Source organism: Kangiella sp. M94, from assembly GCF_054926195.1.
Genome location: NZ_CM142903.1, coordinates 844782 through 869505, shown reverse-complemented (window position 1 = coordinate 869505; position 24724 = coordinate 844782). Strand labels below are relative to the sequence as shown.

18 protein-coding genes are annotated in these 24724 nt (G+C 44.8%); 14 read left to right on the top strand and 4 right to left on the bottom strand.

Annotation, left to right across the window (positions count from 1 at the left end):
* Positions 1 to 263: 263 nt before the first annotated feature.
* The 10 genes from ACYTXU_RS04040 to ACYTXU_RS03995 all read left to right on the top strand — a co-directional run bounded on the left by ACYTXU_RS04040 (position 264) and on the right by ACYTXU_RS03995 (position 15089).
* Complete coding sequence (locus ACYTXU_RS04040) at positions 264 to 1442, top strand: thiolase family protein (RefSeq protein ID WP_462208556.1); 1179 nt, start codon at positions 264 to 266, stop codon at positions 1440 to 1442.
* 167 nt (positions 1443 to 1609) lie between these two features.
* Positions 1610 to 2758, top strand: a complete 1149-nt coding sequence (locus ACYTXU_RS04035; protein WP_462208555.1) for an acyl-CoA dehydrogenase family protein — start codon at positions 1610 to 1612, stop codon at positions 2756 to 2758.
* A 15-nt stretch (positions 2759 to 2773) separates the two neighbouring features.
* A complete protein-coding gene (locus ACYTXU_RS04030; protein WP_462208553.1) occupies positions 2774 to 4384 on the top strand; it encodes a carboxyl transferase domain-containing protein in 1611 nt (536 codons plus the stop codon).
* 17 nt (positions 4385 to 4401) lie between these two features.
* Complete coding sequence (locus ACYTXU_RS04025) at positions 4402 to 5238, top strand: enoyl-CoA hydratase/isomerase family protein (protein WP_462208552.1); 837 nt, start codon at positions 4402 to 4404, stop codon at positions 5236 to 5238.
* A 21-nt stretch (positions 5239 to 5259) separates the two neighbouring features.
* Positions 5260 to 7269 (top strand): acetyl/propionyl/methylcrotonyl-CoA carboxylase subunit alpha, encoded by a 2010-nt coding sequence (locus ACYTXU_RS04020; protein ID WP_462208551.1) that lies wholly within the window; start codon positions 5260 to 5262, stop codon positions 7267 to 7269.
* On the top strand, positions 7269 to 8207 hold the full coding sequence (locus ACYTXU_RS04015; protein ID WP_462208550.1) for a hydroxymethylglutaryl-CoA lyase: 939 nt from the start codon (positions 7269 to 7271) through the stop codon (positions 8205 to 8207). The genes ACYTXU_RS04020 and ACYTXU_RS04015 overlap by 1 nt, the downstream gene beginning before the upstream one ends.
* Before the next feature lie 37 nt (positions 8208 to 8244).
* The gene (locus tag ACYTXU_RS04010; RefSeq protein ID WP_462208549.1) at positions 8245 to 8946 is read left to right on the top strand and encodes a CoA transferase subunit A; all 702 of its coding nucleotides are present in this window, start codon (positions 8245 to 8247) and stop codon (positions 8944 to 8946) included.
* A 10-nt stretch (positions 8947 to 8956) separates the two neighbouring features.
* Positions 8957 to 9616 carry a CoA transferase subunit B gene (locus ACYTXU_RS04005; RefSeq protein WP_462208547.1) on the top strand — a complete coding sequence of 220 codons (660 nt, stop codon included), beginning with the start codon at positions 8957 to 8959 and terminating at the stop codon, positions 9614 to 9616.
* Between the two features lie 548 nt (positions 9617 to 10164).
* The gene (locus ACYTXU_RS04000; protein ID WP_462208546.1) at positions 10165 to 12324 is read left to right on the top strand and encodes a S46 family peptidase; all 2160 of its coding nucleotides are present in this window, start codon (positions 10165 to 10167) and stop codon (positions 12322 to 12324) included.
* 173 nt (positions 12325 to 12497) lie between these two features.
* A complete protein-coding gene (locus tag ACYTXU_RS03995; RefSeq protein WP_462208545.1) occupies positions 12498 to 15089 on the top strand; it encodes an EAL domain-containing protein in 2592 nt (863 codons plus the stop codon).
* 47 nt (positions 15090 to 15136) lie between these two features.
* Here ACYTXU_RS03995 and ACYTXU_RS03990 read toward each other — a convergent pair whose 3' ends face one another.
* Both ACYTXU_RS03990 and acnB read right to left on the bottom strand, forming a co-directional pair.
* Positions 15137 to 15535, bottom strand: a complete 399-nt coding sequence (locus ACYTXU_RS03990) for an MAPEG family protein (protein WP_462208544.1) — start codon at positions 15533 to 15535, stop codon at positions 15137 to 15139.
* Between the two features lie 123 nt (positions 15536 to 15658).
* The gene (gene acnB, locus ACYTXU_RS03985; protein ID WP_462208543.1) at positions 15659 to 18271 is read right to left on the bottom strand and encodes a bifunctional aconitate hydratase 2/2-methylisocitrate dehydratase; all 2613 of its coding nucleotides are present in this window, start codon (positions 18269 to 18271) and stop codon (positions 15659 to 15661) included.
* A 227-nt stretch (positions 18272 to 18498) separates the two neighbouring features.
* Between acnB and ACYTXU_RS03980 the strand changes: the two genes are divergently transcribed.
* Entirely contained in the window at positions 18499 to 18996 is a 498-nt protein-coding gene (locus tag ACYTXU_RS03980) for a hypothetical protein (protein ID WP_462208542.1), read from the top strand.
* A 60-nt stretch (positions 18997 to 19056) separates the two neighbouring features.
* Here ACYTXU_RS03980 and ACYTXU_RS03975 read toward each other — a convergent pair whose 3' ends face one another.
* Complete coding sequence (locus ACYTXU_RS03975; RefSeq protein WP_462208541.1) at positions 19057 to 19458, bottom strand: hypothetical protein; 402 nt, start codon at positions 19456 to 19458, stop codon at positions 19057 to 19059.
* 326 nt (positions 19459 to 19784) lie between these two features.
* Between ACYTXU_RS03975 and purB the strand changes: the two genes are divergently transcribed.
* The 3 genes from purB to ACYTXU_RS03960 all read left to right on the top strand — a co-directional run bounded on the left by purB (position 19785) and on the right by ACYTXU_RS03960 (position 23799).
* Entirely contained in the window at positions 19785 to 21149 is a 1365-nt protein-coding gene (gene purB / locus ACYTXU_RS03970) for an adenylosuccinate lyase (RefSeq protein WP_462208539.1), read from the top strand.
* A 16-nt stretch (positions 21150 to 21165) separates the two neighbouring features.
* Positions 21166 to 22326: a cupin domain-containing protein gene (locus ACYTXU_RS03965; protein WP_462208538.1), complete on the top strand. Its 1161-nt coding sequence runs from the start codon at positions 21166 to 21168 to the stop codon at positions 22324 to 22326.
* A gap of 69 nt (positions 22327 to 22395) precedes the next feature.
* A complete protein-coding gene (locus ACYTXU_RS03960) occupies positions 22396 to 23799 on the top strand; it encodes an MATE family efflux transporter (RefSeq protein ID WP_462208536.1) in 1404 nt (467 codons plus the stop codon).
* A gap of 179 nt (positions 23800 to 23978) precedes the next feature.
* Here the strand turns inward: ACYTXU_RS03960 and ACYTXU_RS03955 are convergent, their stop codons facing one another.
* Positions 23979 to 24704, bottom strand: a complete 726-nt coding sequence (locus ACYTXU_RS03955) for a Slp family lipoprotein (protein ID WP_462208534.1) — start codon at positions 24702 to 24704, stop codon at positions 23979 to 23981.
* Between the last annotated feature and the right edge of the window lie 20 nt (positions 24705 to 24724).

Here is a 24724-nt window from a genome sequence, read left to right as displayed (position 1 = left end):
CTCTCAACACAATTAAGCAAGAGAAGTTATCGAGCAACGCAAGAACAAGGCAAATGATAACTTCTCGAAAAAGTTAAATTCACTTTGGAGTAGAAGCGAGCGAGCTTCTCTCGATAAATTGGTAATAGAAATTATTGAGCGATGCTAGAACGAGGCAAGTGACTTTTTAGATTCGGAGGTGACCTAGCTGGCCATTGGAGAAGATAAAAAGTCACTTAACAAAGTTATAGTAAGCCCAGAAATTTCGAACAGGAGAAACATGTATGTCAGATCCAATCGTAATTGTAAGCGCTGCAAGAACGCCAATGGGCGGCTTCGGCGGTTCACTATCAACCGTAAAATCAACTGAGCTTGGCGCTACAGCAATCAAAGCTGCAGTTGAGCGCGCAGGCATCAAAGCCGATGATGTACAAGAAGTCATCATGGGCTGCGTGCTTCCTGCCGGCGTTGGTCAAGCTCCTGCACGTCAGGCTTCTTTGGGTGCAGGCCTTCCTCAATCTACTGGCGCCACTACTGTAAATAAGGTTTGTGGCTCAGGCATGAAAACCATCATGCTGGCTCATGACCTATTAAAAGCAGGAACTAATGAGGTGATGGTTGCTGGCGGTATGGAGAGCATGAGTCTTGCTCCTTACCTATTACCTACAGGTCGCTTTGGTCAGCGTTTTGGTCATGGCAAAACCTTAGACCATATGGCTTTTGATGGCCTGGAAGATGCCTACGAAGGTCAGGCTATGGGTGTTTACGCTGAGCAAACGGTTGAAAAATACGGTTTTACGCGTGAAGACCAGGATGCTTTTGCCATTGAATCTCTAGCTCGTGCCAACAAAGCAATTGAAGAGGGTTCGTTCAAAAACGAAATTACACCGGTAACGGTTAAATCTCGTAAAGGTGATGTTGAAGTCGATACTGACGAACAGCCTTTAAAAGCTCGTCCTGACAAGATTCCTTCACTACGCCCTGCTTTCAAAAAAGACGGTACTGTCACTGCGGCTAACGCCAGCTCTATTTCTGATGGTGCAGCAGCTGTTGTATTGATGCGTCAGTCAGAAGCTGAAAAGCGTGGTTTGAAACCACTGGCTAAAATTGTTGCACAATCAACTAACGCTCGCATTCCTGCTGAGTTCACGATCGCTCCTGTGGGCGCTATTGAAAAAGTACTGGCCAAAGCGGGCTGGTCAAAAGATGACGTTGACTTGTTTGAAATTAACGAAGCTTTTGCCGTAGTTACCATGGCGGCGATGAAAGACCTTGAACTTGACCACGCTAAAGTGAATGTTCACGGCGGTGCCTGTGCCCTGGGCCACCCTATCGGTTGTTCTGGTACCCGTATTGTTGTTACCTTGATTGAAGCTTTACGCAAGTATGGCAAGTCGAAAGGTGTTGCATCGCTATGCATTGGTGGTGGTGAGGCAACAGCATTGGCCATCGAGCTTATTTAAAAAATTATCTTTTTACTTTAGTGCTTTGTTGGTTGTGTACTCGAAGAGCATCATGGACAAGAAGTCCACTCAGCCTTCTCCGTGCACAACCGCCGCGCTCTAAAGCAAAAATCTTAATTTTCGTGTAGATAGTAAGATGAATTTTTATAAATCGGAAAGATAACCTTATGATTCTGACTGAAGAACAAACAATGATTCAGGATATGGCAAGGGGCTATGTGCAAGAGCGCATTGCCCCTTTCGCCGAAGAATGGGATAAGAATAAGACCTTCCCTGCCAAAGCGCTACAAGGCCTGGCTGAGTTAGGTTTTTACGGCATGTTAGTGCCGGAGCAATGGGGTGGCTGTGAAATTGGTTATGTGGCCGCGGCTTTGGTATTAGAAGAAATCGCTGCTGGCGATGGCGCCTGCTCAACCATTATTTCGGTTACAAACTCTGTTGGCTGTATGCCGATCTTGAATTTCGGTACCGATGAGCAAAAAGAGAAGTTCTTAAAGCCTTTGGCCTCTGGCGAAAAGCTCGGCGCTTTTTGCTTAACCGAACCACATGCTGGCAGTGATGCATCCGACCTCAAGACTAAAGCTGTTCTTGAAAAGGGTCCAGATGGTGACCATTACATTATTAATGGTTCAAAGCAGTTCATCACTTCCGGTAAAAATGGCGACACAGCGATTGTCTTTGCTGTCACCGACCCAAGCGCAGGAAAGAAAGGCATCAGTGCCTTTATCGTGCCGACTGATACGCCAGGATATATTGTTGCCAACATCGAAGATAAGATGGGGCAGAATGCTTCGGATACTGCTTCAATCGTTTTTGAAGACTGCAAAATTCCAGCCGAGAATCTACTGGGTAAGGAAGGTGAAGGTTACAAAATCGCCCTTTCCGGTTTAGAGGGTGGTCGTATCGGTATTGCCGCACAAGCGGTGGGTATGGCCCGAGCCGCTTATGAGTATGCTCTTGAATATTCCAAAGAGCGAAAATCATTCGGCAAGCCAATTAACAAACACCAGGCGGTGCAATTCAAATTGGCTGACATGGCCACTCAAGTTGAGGCGGCACGTCAGATGGTGTTACACGCTGCACAGTTACGCGACAATAACCTACCCTGCTTAAAAGAAGCCTGCATGGCAAAATTGTTCGCATCTGAGATCGCTGAAAAAGTGTGCTCAGAAGCGATTCAAATTTTAGGTGGCTATGGTTATTTACGTGACTACCCTGTGGAAAGAATTTATCGCGACGTTCGCATCGCACAGATTTACGAAGGTACAAGCGAAGTTCAGCGCATGGTGATTGGCCGTGCGATCGCATCAGAATAAGAGTAGGACAGACATATGCCTGTAATTAAATCGTCATTGAATCCGCGTAGCGCAAGTTTTACTGAAAATGCCGAAGCAATGACCGCTTTGGTGGACGACTTACGCGACAAAATGGAATACATCACCCAAGGTGGTGGCCCCAAGTATCAGGAGAAGCACTTATCACGCGGTAAATTGCTGCCTCGAGAACGTGTTCGCAAACTTCTTGACGTTGGTTCACCTTTCCTTGAAATTTCTCAAATGGCCGCCTGGGACTTATACGACAATAAGGTTCCAGCTGCTGGCTTGATTGCTGGCATTGGCCGTGTTTCAGGCGTCGAGTGCATGATCGTTGCCAACGATGCCACCGTTAAAGGCGGTACCTATTTTCCTGAAACGGTTAAAAAGCATTTGCGTGCTCAAGAAATTGCAGAAGAAAATAATCTGCCGTGTATTTACCTGGTCGATTCAGGCGGTGCAAATTTGCCACAGCAAGACGAAGTATTCCCGGACAAAGACCACTTCGGTCGTATTTTCTATAACCAGGCCAATATGTCCGCCAAAGGCATTCCGCAAATTGCGGTGGTGATGGGTTCCTGTACAGCTGGCGGAGCTTATGTTCCAGCAATGGCTGACGAATCAATCATCGTTAAAGAACAAGGCACGATTTTCTTAGGTGGCCCGCCGCTAGTTAAAGCAGCAACTGGTGAAGTGGTTTCCAGCGAAGATTTGGGTGGTGCAGACGTTCACTGTAAAACCTCTGGTGTTACCGACCATTACGCGCTGAATGACGAACACGCTTTGAAATTAGCTCGTCAGGTTGTGTCTAACCTCAACCGCAAGAAAACGCCTTCGGTAACTTTGAAAAAGCCCGTTGACCCGCTCTACCCTGCTGAAGAATTGTACGGCGTCATCAACAAAGATCCGCGCAAACCATTTGATATTCGCGAAATTATTGCACGAGTCGTTGACGGTTCAGAGCTGGATGAATTCAAACCTCTATATGGCAATACATTGATTTGTGGTTTTGCCCGCATTCATGGTTATCCGGTAGGCATCGTTGCCAATAACGGTATTCTGTTCTCTGAGTCAGCACTAAAGGGCGCTCACTTTATTGAGTTGTGTTCACAGCGCGGTATTCCTCTTGTGTTCCTGCAAAACATTACTGGCTTTATGGTCGGTCGCAAATACGAAAACGAAGGTATTGCTAAAAACGGCGCCAAGATGGTGACGGCTGTTGCCTGTGCCAAAGTGCCCAAGTTTACGATTATTGTTGGCGGCAGTTTTGGTGCCGGTAACTACGGCATGTGTGGTCGCGCTTATAGTCCTAAGTTCTTATGGATGTGGCCGAACGCTCGTATCTCTGTGATGGGTGGCGAACAAGCTGCCAACGTGTTGGCACAGATTAAGCGTGACAATTTCGAGCGCACCGATCAGCCGATGTGGTCCGAAGAGGAAGAAAAAGAATTTAAGCGTCCGATTGAAGAGCAATATGAAAAGCAAGGCCACCCTTACTATTCAAGTGCTCGCTTATGGGATGACGGTATTATTGATCCTGCCGATACCCGTATGGTGCTAGGTCTGGGATTATCTGTTGCCATGAACAAAGAAGCCGAAGAAACCAAATTCGGCGTCTTCAGAATGTAAGGCAGGGAGAATCTCTTATGAGTATAAGTGAAGCATTAAATATCAGTATCGATCAGAGTGAGCTCGGTAAAGCCGACCGCGGTGTTGGCTATATCACCCTCACCCGCCCTGAAATTCACAATGCCTTTGATGACAAATTAATTGGCGAGCTTACAGAAGCTTTCACTGCGATGGAAAACAACGCTGAAGTGGAAGTGGTTGTGTTACGCGCGGAAGGCAAAAGCTTTTCAGCCGGCGCAGACTTAAACTGGATGCGTCGCATGGCGGATTATTCCTGGGAAGAAAATTACCAGGACTCGCAAGCTCTGGCCACCTTAATGAACACCATTTACAGCATGAGCAAAACCACCATCTGTCAGGTACAGGGCGCAGCCTTTGGTGGCGGCGTTGGTCTGGTAGCCTGTTGCGATATTGTCATTGCATCTGAACGTGCCAGCTTTTGTTTATCGGAAGTAAAGCTTGGACTTATTCCTGCCGTGATCAGCCCTTATGTCGTTAAAGCTATGGGCGAGCGTCAGGCACAGCGCTACTTTACTACGGCTGAGCGTTTCAAAGCAGATAAAGCCGCTGAGTATGGTCTGGTCCATGAAGTGGTTGCCGAAGAATCATTGGTTGAGAAAATCAATGAAATGATCACCACTTTGTTGAGCAATGGCCCGCAAGCTGTTAAAGCAGCAAAAAGTTTAATTAGAGCTGTAGCGAATCAAACCATTGATCAATCCTTGATGGATGAAACGGCACGTCGCATTGCGGATATTCGTGCCAGCGAACAAGGTAAAGAAGGTTTGAACGCTTTCCTCGAAAAACGTACTGCTGATTGGTCGGTTGGCCAATCTAAAAGCAGCTCACAATAATTGGTTAAGGAAACAGCGAACATGTTTACAAAAATATTGATTGCTAACCGTGGTGAGATTGCTTGCCGCGTGATTAAAACGGCGAAGAAACTCGGCATTAAAACCGTTGCAGTTTATTCAGAAGCCGATAAAGACGCAATGCATGTAGCAATGGCCGACGAAGCAGTATATTTAGGCCCTGCTCCAGCTCGTGAATCTTATCTAAAAGGTGAACTGATTATTGAGGCATGCAAAAAGACTGGTGCTCAAGCAGTTCATCCCGGCTATGGCTTTTTATCTGAAAATGCTGATTTTGCCAAAGCACTTGCGGAAAATGACATTGAATTTATAGGCCCGCCAGAAGGCGCGATTATCGCCATGGGCTCAAAGTCTGCGGCTAAAGAAATCATGGAAGAAGCCAAAGTTCCTTTAGTCAAAGGCTATCATGGTGACAATCAGGACGGAGACTTCCTGAAGTCGCAAGCAGACGACATTGGTTACCCGGTTATCATCAAAGCAACGGCTGGCGGTGGTGGTAAAGGTATGCGCATCGTCTGGAAAGAAGAAGACTTTGCTTCAAGCCTGGCTTCCTGTAAGCGCGAATCTGCAGCTTCATTTAGCGACGACAAAGTGTTGGTAGAGAAATACATCACCAAACCTCGCCACGTTGAGATTCAAGTGTTTGCAGATAAGCATGGTAATGCGGTACACCTGTTTGAGCGCGATTGTTCAGTGCAACGTCGCCATCAAAAAGTTATTGAAGAAGCTCCGGCTCCAGGTTTAAGTGAAGACACTCGTTCGAAGATGGGTCAGGTAGCCATCCGTGCAGCACAAGCGATTGGTTATGTAGGCGCAGGTACGGTTGAGTTCTTGTACGATGAAGACGAGTCTTTCTATTTCATGGAAATGAATACTCGTTTGCAGGTTGAGCACCCGGTTACTGAAAAAATTACTGGTCAGGATTTAGTTGAGTGGCAATTGAAAGTTGCTGCTGGCCAAGAACTGCCAATGCAGCAAGATGAACTAAGCATCAATGGTCATGCATTCGAAGTACGTATTTATGCAGAAGATCCAAATCAGGACTTCCTGCCAGCAACAGGTACCTTGTTACACCTCAACACGCCAGAAGAGTCTGAGCATGTTCGTATTGATACGGGTGTGACTCAGGGCGATTCGGTTTCAGTTCACTATGATCCAATGATTGCCAAGCTAATTGTCTGGGATCAGGATCGTAACGCTGCACTCGCACGGTTACGTGGCGCCTTAGCTCAGTATCAGGTTGTCGGTTTAACCACCAACGTTCCTTTCCTTTCTGCACTGGCTCACAGTCAAGGTTTCGAAGATCTGGATTTAGATACTAATTTCATTGAACGTTACAAAGACGACTTGATCTTAGACGAAGAAGCGGCTGACGATGACACTCTGGTTGCAGCAGCGGTCTATCAGTTATTAAAACGCGAACAAACTGCAGCAGAAAATGCAGCGCACAGTGACGACCCTTATTCACCTTGGCACACAGTTAACGGCTGGCGTCTCAATACTGACAATCATCATAATTTTGAATACCTCGATAAAGTTGATGGCATCGCTAACGATGTAGAAGTCATTGTCCATTTCCGTGATACAGGTTATTTACTCGATTTGCCGAGCGGTGAACTACCGGTTCATAGCGCAACCCTCAATGATCATATTTTACGTCTGGATGCTAACGGCAAACGTTTCAACGCCACCGTGGTTGATGATGGTGCTAATCTGCACATCTTTATTCATGGTCATTATAAAGTGCTTGAGAAAGTTGAACGTGGTTTGGCTGGCGATTCAGAAGATGCTGGCGGTAGTTTAACCGCACCAATGCCAGGCACTGTAATTGAAGTACTAGTCAGTGAAGGCGATCACGTTGAGTCAGGTCAGCCATTGGTGATTCTTGAAGCGATGAAAATGGAGCACACCATCAACGCGCCTACTGCAGGTGTGGTCAGTGAAATCCATTATGCGGCTGGCGACCTGGTAGATGATGGCGCAGAACTGCTTTCACTGGAGGTTGCTGAATAATGGTTATGGTATCGGACAATCCTGCCCTGCCCACTCACGTTAAAATCGTTGAGATGGGACCGCGTGATGGATTACAAAATGAAAAGCAGCCAGTTTCAACTGAGGTTAAACTTGAGTTGATTCGTCGTTTGATTGATGCCGGTGAAAAACACATTGAAGCGACCGCATTTGTATCACCCAAATGGGTGCCGCAAATGGCCGATCATCACGACATCATGGCAGGCCTGAAAAATTTCCCCGAAGCTCAAGATGGCAGCGTCTGGTTTCCAGTGCTAACACCAAACCTGAAAGGTTTTGAGGGTGCGTTAGCCGGTGGTGCCAAAGAAGTTGCCGTTTTTGCCGCCGCTTCAGAAAGCTTTTCGCAGAAAAATATCAACTGTTCAATTACTGAGTCGATTGAACGTTTCAAGCCAGTTATTGAAGCTGCCAAAGAGCAAGGCGTTAAAGTTCGCGGCTATGTTTCCTGTGTGTTAGGCTGCCCTTTCGAAGGTGATATCGCACCGGAAAAAGTCGCTGAAGTAGCCAAAGCATTGTATGAGCTGGGCTGCTACGAAATTTCTCTTGGCGATACTATTGGTGTTGGCACACCGAACAAGGCGCGCGCTATGATAGCAGCGGTTGCCGAGTATGTTCCTACCAACAAACTAGCTTGCCATTTCCATGATACTTATGGCCAGGCATTGGCCAATATCTACGCTTGCCTGGAGCTAGGAGTGGCAACCATTGACAGTTCGGTTGCTGGTTTAGGCGGCTGCCCTTACGCACCGGGAGCAACCGGCAATGTAGCAACAGAGGATGTGGTTTATATGCTCAATGGTTTAGGGATTGAAACCGGTATCGATTTAACTAAACTGGTTGACGCCGGTGCTTATATCTCTGAGCAACTGGGCCGTCGTCCTGTATCCCGAGCAGCCAATGCGTTGCTCGCTAAAAAATAATATACAATCAATTCATTCGATTTGACGAGGAATTAAAATGTCAGGTTTTGATAAAGTCGTAGACAGCTACGAAAAAGCTTTAGAAGGCTTTACCGATAACATGACCGTAATGGTCGGCGGTTTTGGCCTTTGCGGTATTCCAGAAGGTTTAATTGAGCAAGTCTACAAAATGGGCTGCAGCGGATTGACCGCAATTTCAAATAATGCAGGCGTAGACGGTTTTGGTTTGGGTAAATGGTTAGAAAAACGCCAAATCAGCACCATGATCGGTTCTTATGTAGGCGAAAATGAACTATTCGAAAAGTTACTTCTATCCGGTGAGATGGAAGTGATTTTGACACCTCAAGGCACGCTGGCCGAAAAGATTCGTGCGGGCGGTGCCGGTATCCCAGCTTTCTTCACAGCAACCGGTTTCGGTACTCAGGTAGCTGAAGGTAAAGAAACTCGCAATATTGATGGTCGCGACTATGTGCTTGAACCATCATTAACTGCTGACTTTGCTCTAATCAAAGCATGGAAAGCGGACACCATGGGTAATTTGATTTTCAACAAAACAGCGATGAACTTTAACCCAATGATGGCAACCGCTGGCAAAATTACAGTTGCTGAAGTGGAAGAAATTGTTGAGCCTGGTGAGCTGGATCCAAACTATATTCATACCCCAGGTATTTACGTCCAGCGCGTGATCAAAGGTAATAGCTTTGAAAAACGTATCGAACAACGAACAGTGAGAGCATAAGGAGCGCATCATGGCATTAACACGTGAACAAATCGCCATGCGAGTGGCGCAAGAACTTGAAGACGGTTTCTACGTTAACCTGGGTATTGGTATCCCTACATTAGTCGCAAACTATATCCCAGAAGGCGTTAAAGTCATGCTTCAGTCTGAGAATGGTTTGTTAGGCATGGGGCAGTTTCCAACCGAAGAAACCATCGACCCGGATTTGATCAATGCTGGCAAACAAACAGTAACAGCAGTAACAGGTGCAGCTTTCTTCTCATCAGCAGAAAGCTTCGCCATGATTCGTGGCGGTCATGTTGACCTTACCGTTCTTGGCGCATTCGAAGTCGATCAGGAAGGCAACATTGCTTCCTGGATGATTCCCGGCAAGCTGGTTAAAGGCATGGGCGGTGCAATGGACCTGGTAGCTGGCGCTGAAAATATCATCGTTACCATGACACATGCTAACAAGCACGGTGTTTCGAAAATTCTGAAACAATGTACTCTTCCACTGACTGGCGCACAGTGTATTAAGCGCGTCATCACTGAACTAGCCTTAATGGAGATTAAAGATGGAGCTTTCCACCTCATTGAGCGTGCACCAGGCGTTTCAATTGAAGAAATTCAAGAGAAAACTGAAGCTAATTTAGTGGTTCCGACTCATGTTCCAGAGATGAAGTTAAACTAGAAAGGTTTGCTATGGCGCTCTCTCATGACCAGTTGAGCGCCATTAGTAATACTCTTGTCATTCCCGCGAAGGCGGGAATCCATGCTCTTTCCGAACACTCCTTCATTATAGGTTTCGCCCCTCGGCGAGATCCTTTTCTTTGCTTGTCCAAAGAAAAGGAACCAAAAGAAACGACACCCCGATATTGAGGTCACACAGAGCGTGACTTCCTGCGCCACTTCCAAAATACTTAACGCACCAGAATTTACATCACATCCTTGTGCTGAAAATTCTTATCAAAATCATCCACGATTTTGATTGCTATATTTTGTGTGTGTCTTAGCTCAATATAAGGGGGGATTGGTGCAATAATTTAAACATCAACATATTAATTGTAGATAGAATTCAGCTTTACCAAGCCAGCAGTATACTTTTAAATGAAAGACCTGTTAGGCCCGTAGGAATTTTGTAATATTTATTAACACTTTTCCGTAAATTGCCATTAGAAATATATCGCTAATGCTTTAGGATTAATCGGTTATTCTTTTAACAACAAAGTAGAGAGTCCAATGAAGAAATTATTAATCACGGCTGCTTTGGCCCTTGCCGTCTCGCCTTTAATGGCGGATGAAGGCATGTGGCAGCCTCATCAATTACCCACTATCAAAAAACAGCTAAAAAAAGCTGGTATCAAGATTAACCCTAACAAGTTGACTGAACTGACTGAGTTCCCTATGGGTGCCGTCATCAGTCTTGGTGGCTGTACCGCATCTTTCCTTTCACCACAAGGCTTAGTGGCGACTAATCACCACTGTGCTTACGGTAGTATTCAGTTTAACTCAACTGCTGAAAATAACCTGTTAGACAAAGGTTTTTTAGCTGAAGACTTGAGTCAGGAACTTCCTGCTGCGCCAGGTTCTCGTGTTTATGTCACGATTAATGTCAGTGATGTCACCTCAGACGTTAACACTGCCAGCAATGAGCTTTCAGGCCTTGAGCGCTATAAAGCGATTGAAAACACTGAGAAAGCCTTGGTCGCGGAGTGCGAACAAGACACCGGACACCGTTGTAACGTCGTGTCATTCCACGGTGGCTTAGAATATTACCTTATCAAGCAACTGGAAATTAAGGACGTGCGTCTAGTCTATGCTCCATCTTCTCACATTGGTAAATACGGTGGCGATGTAGACAACTGGATGTGGCCACGCCATACCGGTGACTTTGCCTTTTACCGCGCCTATGTCGATAAAGACGGCAATCCGGCCGAATATTCAGAGGACAATGTTCCTTATGAGCCTGAGCACTACTTGAAAGTGAATAAAGATGGTGTTGATAAAGGCGATTTCGTGATGGTTGCAGGCTACCCTGGCAGCACCAATCGTTACCGCACCAGTGCAGAAGTGAAGAACCAGTTCGAGTGGTGGTACCCCACATTCCGCACGACCTTGAATGAATACATTGAGTTAATTAAAGATACAGCACCTGAAGGTACTGATGCTCGTGTGAAATACGCAAGCACATTGGCAGGATTAAACAATGCTGAAAAAAACTGGGGCAGCATGATTGAAAGCTATGCTAAAGGTGATCTTCATGAGCGCAAAATCGCCCTTGAAAACAATCTGAAAGAGTGGCTTGAAGCAAACCCTGAAATGCAGAAAAAGCATGGTGATGCTATTGATGCGTTGAATGCTTTAATCCTTGAAAACATCGCTGAACAAGAACGTACTCTCCGCTCATGGGCGATTAATCGCGACACTTTAACCGGCACAGCTGCTCGCTTATACCGACTTGCGCTTGAAAAGCAGAAGCCTGATGCGGAGCGAGAGCCAGGTTACCAAGAGCGCGATATGGTTCGTTTCAAAGAAGGGCTGAAGAGCATGGAGCGCCGTTGGGATGCCGAAGTGGAGAAAGCCTTATTGAAACACTTTGCACCTATGTATGCTGAGCTTCCAGCTGACCAGCTTTTGAAGTCTTACGATGAGTTTATGGGTATTGGTGAAGCTTTTAATTCAGAGGCCTTCGGCAAGAAAGTTGATTCAATGTACGCAAAGACTAAGCTTAATGAGCTAGAAACCCGCCTGGCGTGGATGGACAAGTCTGTAGAAGACTTTAAACAGTCAAACGACCCATACATTCAGCTTGCAGTAGCAACTTATGAAGAAAAGTATGAGCGCGAACTGGAAAGCAAAGATCGTGGTGGTAAGTTTCAGGAACTTCGTCCTCAGTACATGTCAGCAATCATCGATTATTACAAATCGATGGATAAGCCTATATATGCAGATGCCAATAGCACGCTTCGCGTAACTTACGGTAATGTCAAAGGCTATTCGCCAAAAGACGGTCTGTATGCAACACCATTCACTACCTTAGAAGGTATTGCGGCGAAGCATACTGATGAAGATCCATTTAACTCACCTCAAAAGCAACTTGATTTAATCAAAGCTAAAGAGTTCGGCGATTATCTGGATAAAGATCTGGGTAGTGTACAGGTCAACTTCCTGACCACATTGGACGTTACCGGTGGTAACTCAGGTTCACCGACTCTCAATGCCGAAGCCGAGTTTGTAGGCCTTATCTTTGACGGCGTATACGAGTCAATTATAGCTGACTGGGATTATAACGATGAATTAAATCGTTCAATCCACGTAAGTAGCGCCTATATGCTTTGGGTTATGGAACATGTCGATAATGCTCACAATTTAATTGAAGAAATGAAAATCGTTGATTAAGAACTTGTAGCAAGCACTTCTAAGCCGGCTCATCTAGCCGGCTTTTTATTGCCCATCATGTACAATTAATAAACTATAATAGTTTCAACAAGTTACTTAATTATTTTCAACAATTATATTGCACAATTTGGCATTTAAAGCTAAGGTGGATACGTCTATCAGGAGGGCAATTCTTGTTGTTGAAAAAACTGCACCTATACACGCTCATTGTTGCTGTGCTTGTAGTTTTACTGGCCCAGGCTTCTAATGCAGCCAATACCCAGCCAACCAAGACATTAAGAGTCGCAATTCTTGATGCTCCTCCTGCACTTATACCGAGCGACAGCGGAAACCACACTGGCTTCCTGGTCGATTTCTTAGAACAAATTGCCGAACGTGAAAATTGGCGTATTCAATGGCTCTATCTTAAGTGGCCTGAAATCATCAATACCGCTAAGCGCGCAGAGTTAGATCTAATCCCTTTCGTCGCCTACTCCCGCGAGCGCGCGGAATACCTGGATTATAATTCAATAAGCTATATCACAGGTTGGGGACAAGTTTATATTCATCCTGATGAGCAACTTCTCGAAAACATTTTCGACTTTGAAGGTAAAACTATCGCTGTCGTCAAAGACGAAATATACGCTATTCAGTTCGCTAATCTTTGTGCGCAATTTGACATTATATGTAACTTGAAAGAGGTACAGGATTACAAAGCAGCTTTCTCTTTGCTGGACAAACGCCTGGTTGATGGAGCGGTTAGCGGCAACCTCGTTGGCTACAGTTTTGAAAAACGCTTTAATATTGAACGTACCCCCATTGTTTTCAACCCATCAAAAGTATTATTTGCCAGTCCCAAAGGAAAAAATTCAGAAATATTGCAAACAATTGATGGGTACCTTGAGGAATGGAAGAATGATCCCTCCTCTCCCTATTATGAAATAAATGATCGATGGCTTGGAAAAGACAATGGCATAACCTTTTTACCAAAATGGTTGTTATACAGTTTAGCCATTCTCTTCATATTGCTCATTATTAGTGGGCTTATTGTCCTAATATTACGCAAACAAGTACGCAGGAAAACAGCTGATTTGGCCGACAAAACGGACCAGATCAAGCAAATCATCAACTTGATACCCCATATGATTTATGCAACCAATGCGAATGGTGAAGTCATTCTGGTGAATCGTTACGCAGCAGACTTTTTTGGCTTGCCTCTTAAAGATTTTGACAATATCAACATTGAACAACTTAAAAATCAAAGCCCTCAGTCTAATATACTATTTGAAGATGAAGATTATTTGCTACGCAGAGATGCGGTTGCAGTTAACAAGCAGCTAAAAGTAAAAGACAGTAACCAAAGAAACACTTATTTGGATGTTTCAAAAGTTCCTTTCGTCGGACGCTACAGTCGCATTCCTGCGATCGTTACTGTCGGTGTTGATATCACTGAAGCAAAAGAGTTTGAGCAGCAGATTCAACATATGGCACAACATGACTCCTTAACTGGCTTGCCAAACCGACTGCTACTTAACGATCGTATTTCTCAGTCTTTAGCCATTTCACTTCGCCACCATCATAATGGTGCCATACTGTTTATTGATCTCGATTTCTTCAAAAATATTAATGATTCTCTCGGCCACATGACTGGCGACAAGTTATTGATTGAAGTGGCCAAGCGTTTAGAAAGTAACGTTCGTTCAGGGGACACAGTTGCCCGCTTGGGAGGTGATGAGTTTATCATTCAACTCAGCGAGTTAAGCGATAACCCGGAAGATGCCGAAGCTGATGCTATTGTCGTTGCTAAAAAGTTATTGCAGGCACTAACGGAAGGCTTTTCGATACAAGGTAAGCAACTTCATGTCACAGCAAGCATTGGTATTCTAGTCTATCCAAGAGATGCTGACAGTCATGAGCTAATCATGCAACGAGCTGATACTGCTATGTACCATGCAAAAGCTAAAGGTCGCAATGGTTTTGCTATTTTCAAGCCAGACATGGAAGCTATTATCATGCGTCGCCAGACTCTTGAAAATGACTTGCATAAGGCCATGTCTAATAGTGAGTTTTTCCTCCTGTATCAGCCTCAGCTTAATGCTGCAGATGGTAAGCTACTTGGTGTCGAGGCACTTATCCGCTGGAATCATCCGGTCGAGGGAATAATATCACCGCTGGAGTTTATTCCGGTCGCTGAAGACAATGGAACTATTGTTCAAATAGGCAACTGGGTTCTCGAAAAAGCCTGTCAACAAATAAAGTACTGGATACAAGAGTATGGTCATTCCCCAGTCATAGCAGTTAATTTATCTGCTGTTCAACTAAGCGACAGCGATCTGGTTAAGACTATTTCTAAGTTATTAAAACAGGAAAAGATTCCCGCAGAGTTGCTTGAGCTTGAAGTAACAGAAACTTTGATCTTGCATGAAGAAAAGCGCTCAATAGAATTACTGAAATCTTTAAAAAAGCTGGGTATTCGAATTTCCATTGATGACTTTGGTACAGGTTACTCTTCCCTTAACCAGTTAAAGAAGCTGCCACTGGATAAGTTAAAAATTGACCGAACGTTTGTTAGTGATATCCCAGGCGATCCTGATAGTGAAACTATCGTAAGAACCATCATTAAGATGAGTAAGGATTTGGGATTAGAAGTCACTGCCGAGGGTGTGGAAACTGAAGATCAGTTGGAGTTTTTAAGAAAGGAAAATTGCCCTCAATTCCAAGGGTACTATTTCGATAGGCCAATCAGTCCTATGGTTATTCAAGATAAATACTTTGATAAGCAATAGACTAACGGTACCTAAGATACAGCTGGTCTATTGCCGTATTTCACTTATTAAACGTAATTTCCAATAAAGTAACCAACCAAATAACCCGACAAGACCAGCATAACTGCCCAGGTTAGTAACACTCCGTAAAAGCGTCCAAACGATTTACCTACTGATTTTGACAAGCCCCAAGCGTGTATTATTCGAGCAATCAGAAGCGCAATTCCGGTTCCATGCATAAGCCAGACGGAAGCCTGCTGCATTTCAGCAAATGCCATTAACAGTAAACACATGGGAATATACTCAACAGCGTTGCCATGCACTCGAATTGCACGCGCCAACACTTTCTCACCATGCGCACCTATCCCTACCTGAAACTTCCTGCGAAGCATTACTACTCGATAAGAAAGCAGTAAAATCAAAACTGTTAAAAGCCCAGCATACAATGAAGTAATAGCAATACTCATAATAATATTTCACCCCAGTCAGTTATTATTGTTTAAGAGAGCTACAATCTAGCAGACAGTCGGGCATAAAAAAAGCCCACCGAAGTGAGCTTTTTTATGCTGATAGATCCTAAGAAGAGGAACTTAAGCACCTACGGTAACTTTATTAGCAACAGGTATGGTTACTTTTGCAGCCTTTTCTTTGTACTCTTCCATTTGGTGGAAGTTCATATACTTGTAGATGTCTTTAGATAAAGAGTCCAGCTTGCTAGCGTAACCCATATACTCTTCAACATTTGGTAGGCGCCCCATAACGGCTGCAACTGCAGCCAGTTCAGCTGATGCCAGATAAACGTTAGCACCTTGCCCTAAGCGGTTCGGAAAGTTACGAGTTGAAGTAGAAACCACTGTCGATTTTGGAGCTACACGCGCCTGGTTACCCATGCACAATGAACAGCCTGGCATTTCAAGACGAGCGCCTGAACGGCCGAAGATATTGTAATGCCCTTCTTCCATCAGTTGATGCTCATCCATACGTGTTGGTGGCGCAATCCACAAACGCGTTTCCAAAGTACCTGCTTCAACACTTTCCAGCAACTTAGAGGCGGCACGGAAATGTCCAATGTTAGTCATACAGGAACCGATGAATACTTCATCAATCTTGTCACCAGCCACTTCGCTTAGAAGACGAGCGTCATCTGGATCATTTGGTGCACAAAGAACTGGCTCTTTCAGGTTATCCATGTCAATTTCAATAACCGCTGAGTAGTCTGCGTCTTTATCGGCTTCCATCAAGGATGGATTAGCTAACCACTCTTCCATCTTCTCAATACGACGTCCGATAGTACGCTCATCACCATAACCGTTCGAAATCATCCACTTCAACAATACGATGTTTGATTGCAAATATTCGGCAACAGACTCTTCGCTCAACTTAATCGTACAACCAGCAGCTGAACGCTCAGCAGAAGCATCAGAAAGCTCGAACGCCTGCTCAGCAGTCAAATGCTCAAGACCTTCAATCTCAAGAATACGACCTGAGAAAATGTTCTTCTTGCCTGCTTTTTCAACTGTCAACAAACCATCTTTAATCGCTTGGTAAGGAATCGCATGAACCAGATCACGCAAGGTAATACCTGGCTGCATTTTACCTTTGAAACGAACCAATACTGATTCAGGCATATCCAATGGCATAACGCCTGTCGCAGCTGCAAAAGCAACCAGACCAGAACCAGCCGGGAAAGAAATACCCAATGGGAAACGGGTGTGCGAATCACCACCAGTACCAACAGTATCTGGCAATAACATACGATTTAGCCAGCTGTGAATAATGCCGTCACCAGGTCGCAATGAAACGCCACCACGGTTCATAATAAAGTCAGGAAGCGTATGTTGCGTATCAACGTCAACAGGCTTTGGATAAGCTGCTGTGTGGCAGAATGACTGCATAACCAGATCAGTCTGGAATCCTAAACAAGCCAGGTCTTTCAACTCATCACGAGTCATAGGGCCGGTAGTATCTTGTGAACCGACCGTTGTCATCAATGGCTCGCAATATTGTCCAGGACGAACGCCTTCCAAGCCACAAGCTTTGCCCACCATCTTTTGAGCAAGAGTGAAGCCCTTGTTTGACTCTACAACATCTTCCGGTAGACGGAAGAAATCAGCTGCTGCCATGCCCATGTATTCACGTGCTCGCGCTGTTAAACCGCGACCAATGATTAGTGGAATACGACCACCAGCCTGAACTTCGTCAAGCACCACACCTGAGCCAAAATCGAAAGTAGAAATCACTTCACCATTTTTCTCAACTTTACCTTCATACGGGTACACATCGATCACGTCACCAGTGTTCATTTTTGAAACATCCAGTTCAATCGGTAATGCACCTGCGTCTTTCATGGTGTTGTAGAAAATTGGCGCAATTTTACTGCCAAAACAGAAACCACCGGCACGCTTATTCGGTACATGAGGAATGTCTGCGCCCATGTGCCATAACACCGAGTTTGTTGCTGATTTACGTGACGAACCAGTACCCACAACATCGCCGACATATGCTAACGGGTGACCTTTTTTCTTTAATTCTTCAATAACAGAGATAGGGCCAATTTCGCCTTCTTTATCAGGCGTAATACCTTCGCGCTCATTTTTCAACATCGCCAAAGCATGCAAAGGGATATCAGGACGTGACCAGGCGTCTTGCGCTGGTGATAAATCATCAGTATTGGTTTCGCCCGGAACTTTAAATACAGTTAAAGTGATTTTCTCTGCCAAAGCTGGCTTCTCTTTGAACCATTCTGCATTTGCCCATGACTCGATAACAGCCTTAGCCACCGCATTACCTTTATCGGCTTTTTCGGCAACATCGTGAAAAGCATCAAACATCAACAAAGTATGCTTTAATTTCTCACCGGCCAGTTCAGCAAGCTCAGAATCGTCTAAAAGCTCAACTAAAGTAGCAATGTTGTAACCACCCAACATAGTACCCAACAACTTGGTTGCATGAGCCTTATCAATCAGAGGAGACTCTGCTTCACCTTTAGCGATAGCGGCCAAGAAAGCAGCTTTAACATAAGCAGCTTCGTCAACCCCCGGCGGCACACGGTGAGTTAGTAACTCAACTAAAAACTCTTCTTCACCGGCTGGAGGGCTTTTTAATAACTCAACCAATTGGCTGACTTGTTCTGCATTTAAAGGTAAAGGCGGAATGCCTTGTTCGGCGCGTTCTGCAACATGACTTCTGTAAGCTTCTAACACTTAGGATTCCTCGTTGTTCGATGTTTATTGTACCGCTGATGTCACCCGCGTATTGGTACGCAAATGGCTCAGGGAGTCTCTCTGAAAAGGTGGCCGATTATAACACAGGCTTTATAGAATGTGAGCCATATCTTATTTAACTAAAGCAGAGCAGCAATATAGGTGTATGTTTAATAACAATAGGCCTATGCTATTGGAGTATATTGAGCGTTAAACGGAGTTCCAAGATGAAACGATTACAATCTATTATTACAGTAACAGCTTTAGGGCTGACTTTTGTATTTTCAAATAGTTACGCTATGGATAGAGCGCCGAAAAGCGATCGAGTTGACGATAAAGAGCGAGTCGAACTCAAGGCAAGTCCTGACGGCCTATTCCATAAAGATGAGGCGCAAATCATCCGTGACTATTATCGCAATCAGGAGCGCGACCACGAGTATGAGCGTGAGCGAGGCGATGGCAAGAAAAAACAGCTTCCACCAGGCTTGGAAAAGAAATACCAAAGAACGGGAGAACTACCTCCTGGCTGGGAAAAGAAATTACAACGTGGAGAGGTGTTGTCGGAGGATGTATACCGATATGGACAACCTCTACCACTGGATTTGCGTAAGCAATTGCCAGTTGCCCCAGTAGGCAGCGAAATCATCGAAGTTGAAGGAAAAATTATACGAGTCCTGGAGAACTCTCGGGAAATTATTGATATCCTGAATTTAGAGACTCGATAACCTCGAAGCTATTAAACAAAAAAGCCAGCAAAAGCTGGCTTTTCCTTTTAAATCAAATAATTAAGTATTCAATTTAATTAAATCTATTAATTTCTTATTATATGTTGCAGCGAAATCACGAGTCTTTACTCTAAGCTCAGCATGCCGCGAGTTATAGACGATTTCAGACATGCCGGGTAATATTTCATAATCCCCATTATTAACAACTAATTCGCACACATCTTTCGGAAGACCTGGAATTAAGATTTCACCATCAGCTTCAACAGCTAAGAACCGACGAGACGCTTTTAACTTTTGTTGAACCAGGGTTTCAACATTCGCATTTTCAACCCATTCCATTTGCTGAATCAGTTCTCTGGTTTGACTATTTGTAGACTTACCTTCACCGCTTACCGATTGCCCGTCACCACATCCAGCCAGTGAAAATATCAATATACTTATAACTATCAAAAACTTACTCATGGTGACTGTACTCAACTCTTAGCTTTACTAAGTTCTAAAACATCTAATGGCGCGGATAATGACAAAAATGCTGATAGATTAAAACCGATCTTTTCCATATTTTTGTAAAGAATTGTCGCATTAGCCGATCAAAAGCTCTCATACCCTGTTTTATAGATGCCAAAAAGCGCCAGTTGCGGTATGATCCGCGTTTCGAAAAATGCCTTTATTTAATCAGGCTAAGTGATGGCTCTAACTGCTCGCTAGTTACTATTGAGCGAGTCACGAACATCGCTTAACTCCACAGTTTTTCTTATAGTTTGGAAACCAGTAACGGGAAACGTCTCATGCAACTTTCAGCTCTTACCGCAATTTCACCTGTCGACGGCCGCTATGGCTCAAAAGTCACTGATTTACGCAGCATCTTTAGTGAGTTTGGCTTACTCAAATACCGTGTTACGGTTGAGGTTCGCTGGCTGCAAGCGCTTTCAAAAGCAAGTAACATTAAAGAAGTCCCTGCTTTTTCTGACGAAGCCAATCAGTTGCTAGACAGTATCGTTGAATTCTTTGCTGAGAGTGATGCTGAAAAAATCAAGGAAATCGAGCGCACCACCAACCATGATGTAAAAGCGGTTGAGTATTTCCTCAAAGAGAAAATTCGCCATAGCGACGAATTAGATAACGTCAGCGAATTCATCCACTTCGCCTGCACCTCTGAAGACATCAACAACCTGTCTTATGCTTTGATGCTTAAAGAAGGCACTGAAGCACTCGTCAAGTACCAGCAGGAGGTTTGCCAATCGATTCGGAGCCTGGCTGATCAGTTTGCAGAAATTCCAATGATGGCCCGCACCCACGGTCAGCCAGCTTCGCCATCAACAATGGGCAAAGAAATGGCCAACGTGGTTTACCGCTTAGAGCGCCAGTTAAAACAGATTCAAAATCAGGAAATTCTTGGCAAAATTAATGGTGCTGTTGGTAACTATAATGCACACCTTTCTGCCTACCCTGAATTTGACTGGCAATCCTTCGCTGAAGAGTTCGTAACTTCATTAGGTTTGAGCTGGAATCCTTATACCACTCAAATCGAACCACATGATTACATGGCAGAACTGTTCGACGCTATTGCACGCTTCAACACGGTGATCATTGATTTTGATCGTGATGTGTGGGGCTACATTGCGCTTGGTCACTTTAAACAGAAAACTGTTGCTGGCGAAATTGGCTCATCCACTATGCCGCATAAAGTTAACCCGATTGATTTTGAAAACTCGGAAGGCAACCTTGGTATTGCCAATGCCTTATTCGATCATCTGGCAATGAAACTTCCTATTTCTCGTTGGCAGCGTGACTTATCAGACTCTACTGTGCAGCGTGTTTTAGGTGTTGGCTACGCCCATAGTGTGATTGCCTATCAAGCAACATTAAAAGGCATTTCCAAGCTTGAAGTGAACGAGCAAGCGCTTCTCGATGAACTCGATGCAAACTGGGAATTACTGGCAGAACCGATCCAAACGGTTATGCGCCGTTATGGTATTCCTAACCCGTACGAGAAATTGAAAGAGCTCACTCGTGGTAAACGCGTAACGCGTGAGGGTATGCAGGCCTTTATTGACTCGCTGGAATTGCCTGAAGACGAAAAGAAACGTCTTAAGCAGTTAACACCTGCGAATTACATTGGTAATGCTGTAAGTCAGGCGAAAAATATCTAATTTTGAAAGGCAGAGTATGAATAACATCCTCGGTGACATCAGTCCTGAGCAATTCCTGAAGGAATACTGGCAGAAGCGCCCCTTGTTAATCCGAGGGGCGTTTTCATCTGAGCGAGTATCAGGAGAAGATGCATTCATTACAGCAGAAGAACTGGCCGGCTATAGCTTAGAGAGTGATATTGAATCTCGACTGATTCAGTGTGTCGGTGAGACGTGGCAGCTTGAACATGGTCCTATTGAAGAATCCAAATTTGCTGAATTAGGCGATGAGAACTGGACTTTACTGGTTCAGTCACTGGATTATTTTCACCCTCCACTATGCGGCTTAATTAAAGTATGTAGCTTCATTCCACGCTGGCGGCTCGATGATGTCATGGTGTCTTATGCAACTCATGGCGGCGGTGTTGGCCCACACCTGGATAAATACGATGTTTTTTTGATTCAGGGGGACGGTAAAAGACGTTGGCGAGTAGGACATAAAGGCCAAAGCACAAAGACATTTAATCCTATCCCCCAAATTGCTCAGATAGAGCCCTTTAATGCGGACATGGATGTTATCGTCAATCCGGGCGACATGCTTTATATACCACCCAATACACCACACTGGGGTGAGTCAATCGGCAATAGCATGTGTTACTCGGTTGGCTTCAGGGCACCCAACATCGGCGGTATTGTGCAAAAATTAATGCAGCTTCCGCATACAGACCTGGACAAACTGTGGAGCGATCAGGATAGCCTCAGTATGGAATCAACGAGGGGCGAGCTGACTCAGGATATGAGCCAGTGGGCGGAGCAGGAACTCAAACAGCTTTGGACATCGGACGATTATCTGATGGCCTTTGGCAAAGAAGTCACTGAGCTTAAATATCCTGAAATGTTAGAGGTGCCCTCGGATGATGAGCTTCAGGACTGGATCCAGCTTGCCCTGGCTGAAGGCGTTAAAGCTGAGCCCCTTGCGCGAATCACTTATGTTGAAAAAAACAACCAGCTCTGGTTATTCATTAATGGTGAGTGGCAAGCTATAAATTCCTGCGTTAAAACCTTAGTTGAACAATTCAATCTAACCTTTGAATGCTCGGCTGATGAGTTAGCGGTGCTCGATAGAGATGTCTCCAAACAACTTCTTACTTTCGGACTAAGTTTAGGCGCACTAAAACCAGCTTCGTTCGATATATAATGACTTTTGCGGCCTACTCGAAACATAGAACTCAGGCTTAATAACAGAAGATTACAAGACAGGTTACTCATGGCAGATTCTGCTAACAAACATTCTTCACAAGGCAGCAGCCACTCATGGCAAGACATACGCCATGAAACCAGCGCGATCATTCGTATCGCCATACCTGCAATCCTGGCTCAGTTGGCTCAAATGTCACTAGGTGTTATTGATACCCTGATGGCAGGTAATTACAGCAGTAATGCCCTGGCCGCTGTCGGTACAGGCTTCAACACCTTTATCATCATCTTTTCCTTATTTATGGGACTCATGATGGCCATCAACCCGATGGTGGCCCACTTTAATGGCCAGGGGAAAATGGACAGTATTGGCAAAACCTTCCAGATGGGCATGTTTTTGGCAGTCATCTTTGGCATCCTTACTTTTATTTTATTACGCAATGTTGATCCAATTCTTTATCTGCTCGGTGTCGAAGAAGCGATTGTTGAAACCACCAGTGGCTACTTAAAAGCAATGAGCTGGGGTTGCATTTTTGCCTTCTTGTTTATAGCTCTACGCTCAGGAAATGAAGGTTTGTTTTCCACCAAGATCATCATGGTTTGTTCTTTTATGGTGATTCCCTTCAACCTACTATTCAATACCTGGTTTATTTATGGTGGATTAGGTGTGCCCGCAATGGGTGCCGTCGGCGTCGGATATGCAACCAGCCTGGTCTGGACCTTAATGTTTATTTTCTTGTTATTTTTCACGTGGCGCAACCCTTCTTACGCCAACCTTAATATTTTTAAAAAAGTGCGCTGGCCAACATGGGCGCTACTTAAAGAATTCTTTTCCATTGGTATACCCATGTCGCTTGGCCTGCTGTTGGAAGTCAGTATGTTTGGCATGATTGGTATTCTGGTCGCTCGCTATGGCGTTGATTTAACCGGTGCGCACCAGATTGCCATGAACATAGCAACTGTTGCCTTTATGGTACCCTGGGGGCTTTCCATTGCCATTACTGCGCGGGTTGGTTATTGGATGGGGAGACAGGATTATCGACAAATGCGCTTATCGGGATTCTGCGGAATCGGCGCTAGCCTGTTCTTCCAGGCAGTCTCGGTAGCTGTTATGTTGTTATTCCGCTACCAGCTGGTGGGGATCTACACCGATGACCAGGCGATCATTGAAATATCTGCATCTCTGATTTTCCTTGCTGCCATCTTCCAGTTCTCCGATGGCTTACAGGTTAATAGCGCCGGTGCATTACGCGGGATGAAAGACACCAAGATACCGACCGCTTACATGGCAGTTGCCTATTGGCTCATTGGCTTCCCGGTTGGAATATACCTGGCGGATTATATGGATCTTAAGGTCAAAGGTTTCTGGATTGGCATTCTATTCGGACTGACCGTTGCGGCAATTCTATTGCTCGGTCGCTTTATCCATCGTTCTAAACAAACGCTGGCTTTTTCTGTGGCTTCTAAAATTTAATTTTTGAGACTCTCCGTAGGTTGGTGATGTACCCACAAAAAACCGCTTACACTGTCATGTAAGTTTTATAGGATGGGTTAGCAGGCAGACCTGCGTAACCCATCAATGCTCGCCGACGGACAAAAAAACCGCTCACACTTTCATGCGAGCGGTTTTCTCAAAAGTTACTAAAGATGTAATTACTTCTGCTTTATAAAACCATCACCTAATTTTGGGTTGGCTCTTGGTTTGCTGGCAGGCCTCGGGCTAGATGTAGGTCGAACCCTTACTTCAGGCTCCGGGCTCCGTTGCTCAACTCGCGGCTTTGGCATCGGTGGATCATTAGGTTGATTTTTCAAGTTCGGATCCACACGTGGCTCATAATCACGAATCACACGGTAGCGATAATAGTAAGGCCAGTGGTAAGGACGATGATAGAACCAATACGGATCCCACATTGAATAAACTTCAACATATTCCCGTTTTGGGCGTTCTTTCCACAAGTAATGGTTACGAGTATCGACCACAGGGAAGTTGATCTCATGTTTTCCAACCTTACCTGGCATTGGATCACCCAACATACCGACTAAGGTAATTTCTTTACCTTTTTGATAAATCATAGGGTCAAGGAAACCAGGTACACGAGCAATAAAGCGGCCACCAGTTTGGCTGTCCTGAACAGGTCTTGCCTGGCGATCCAGTGGCAAGTTCACTACTTCTATCAGAGTGTCTTTTTCCAGATTTTCAACTCGAGCAACGATACCGCCCCAGCGAACTTCTTGCCCTGCATAACTTGAGGGGCTTTGCGCTACCTGAGCAAAATCGACGCTTTGCTTCTCAAACTCGACTGACTCTGGAACATTAGCGCAAGCTGCCAGAAAACCAGCCATGATGCTGATCGAAACTAATCTTAAATAATGTCGCATTAAATGCCTCCCTTTATTTG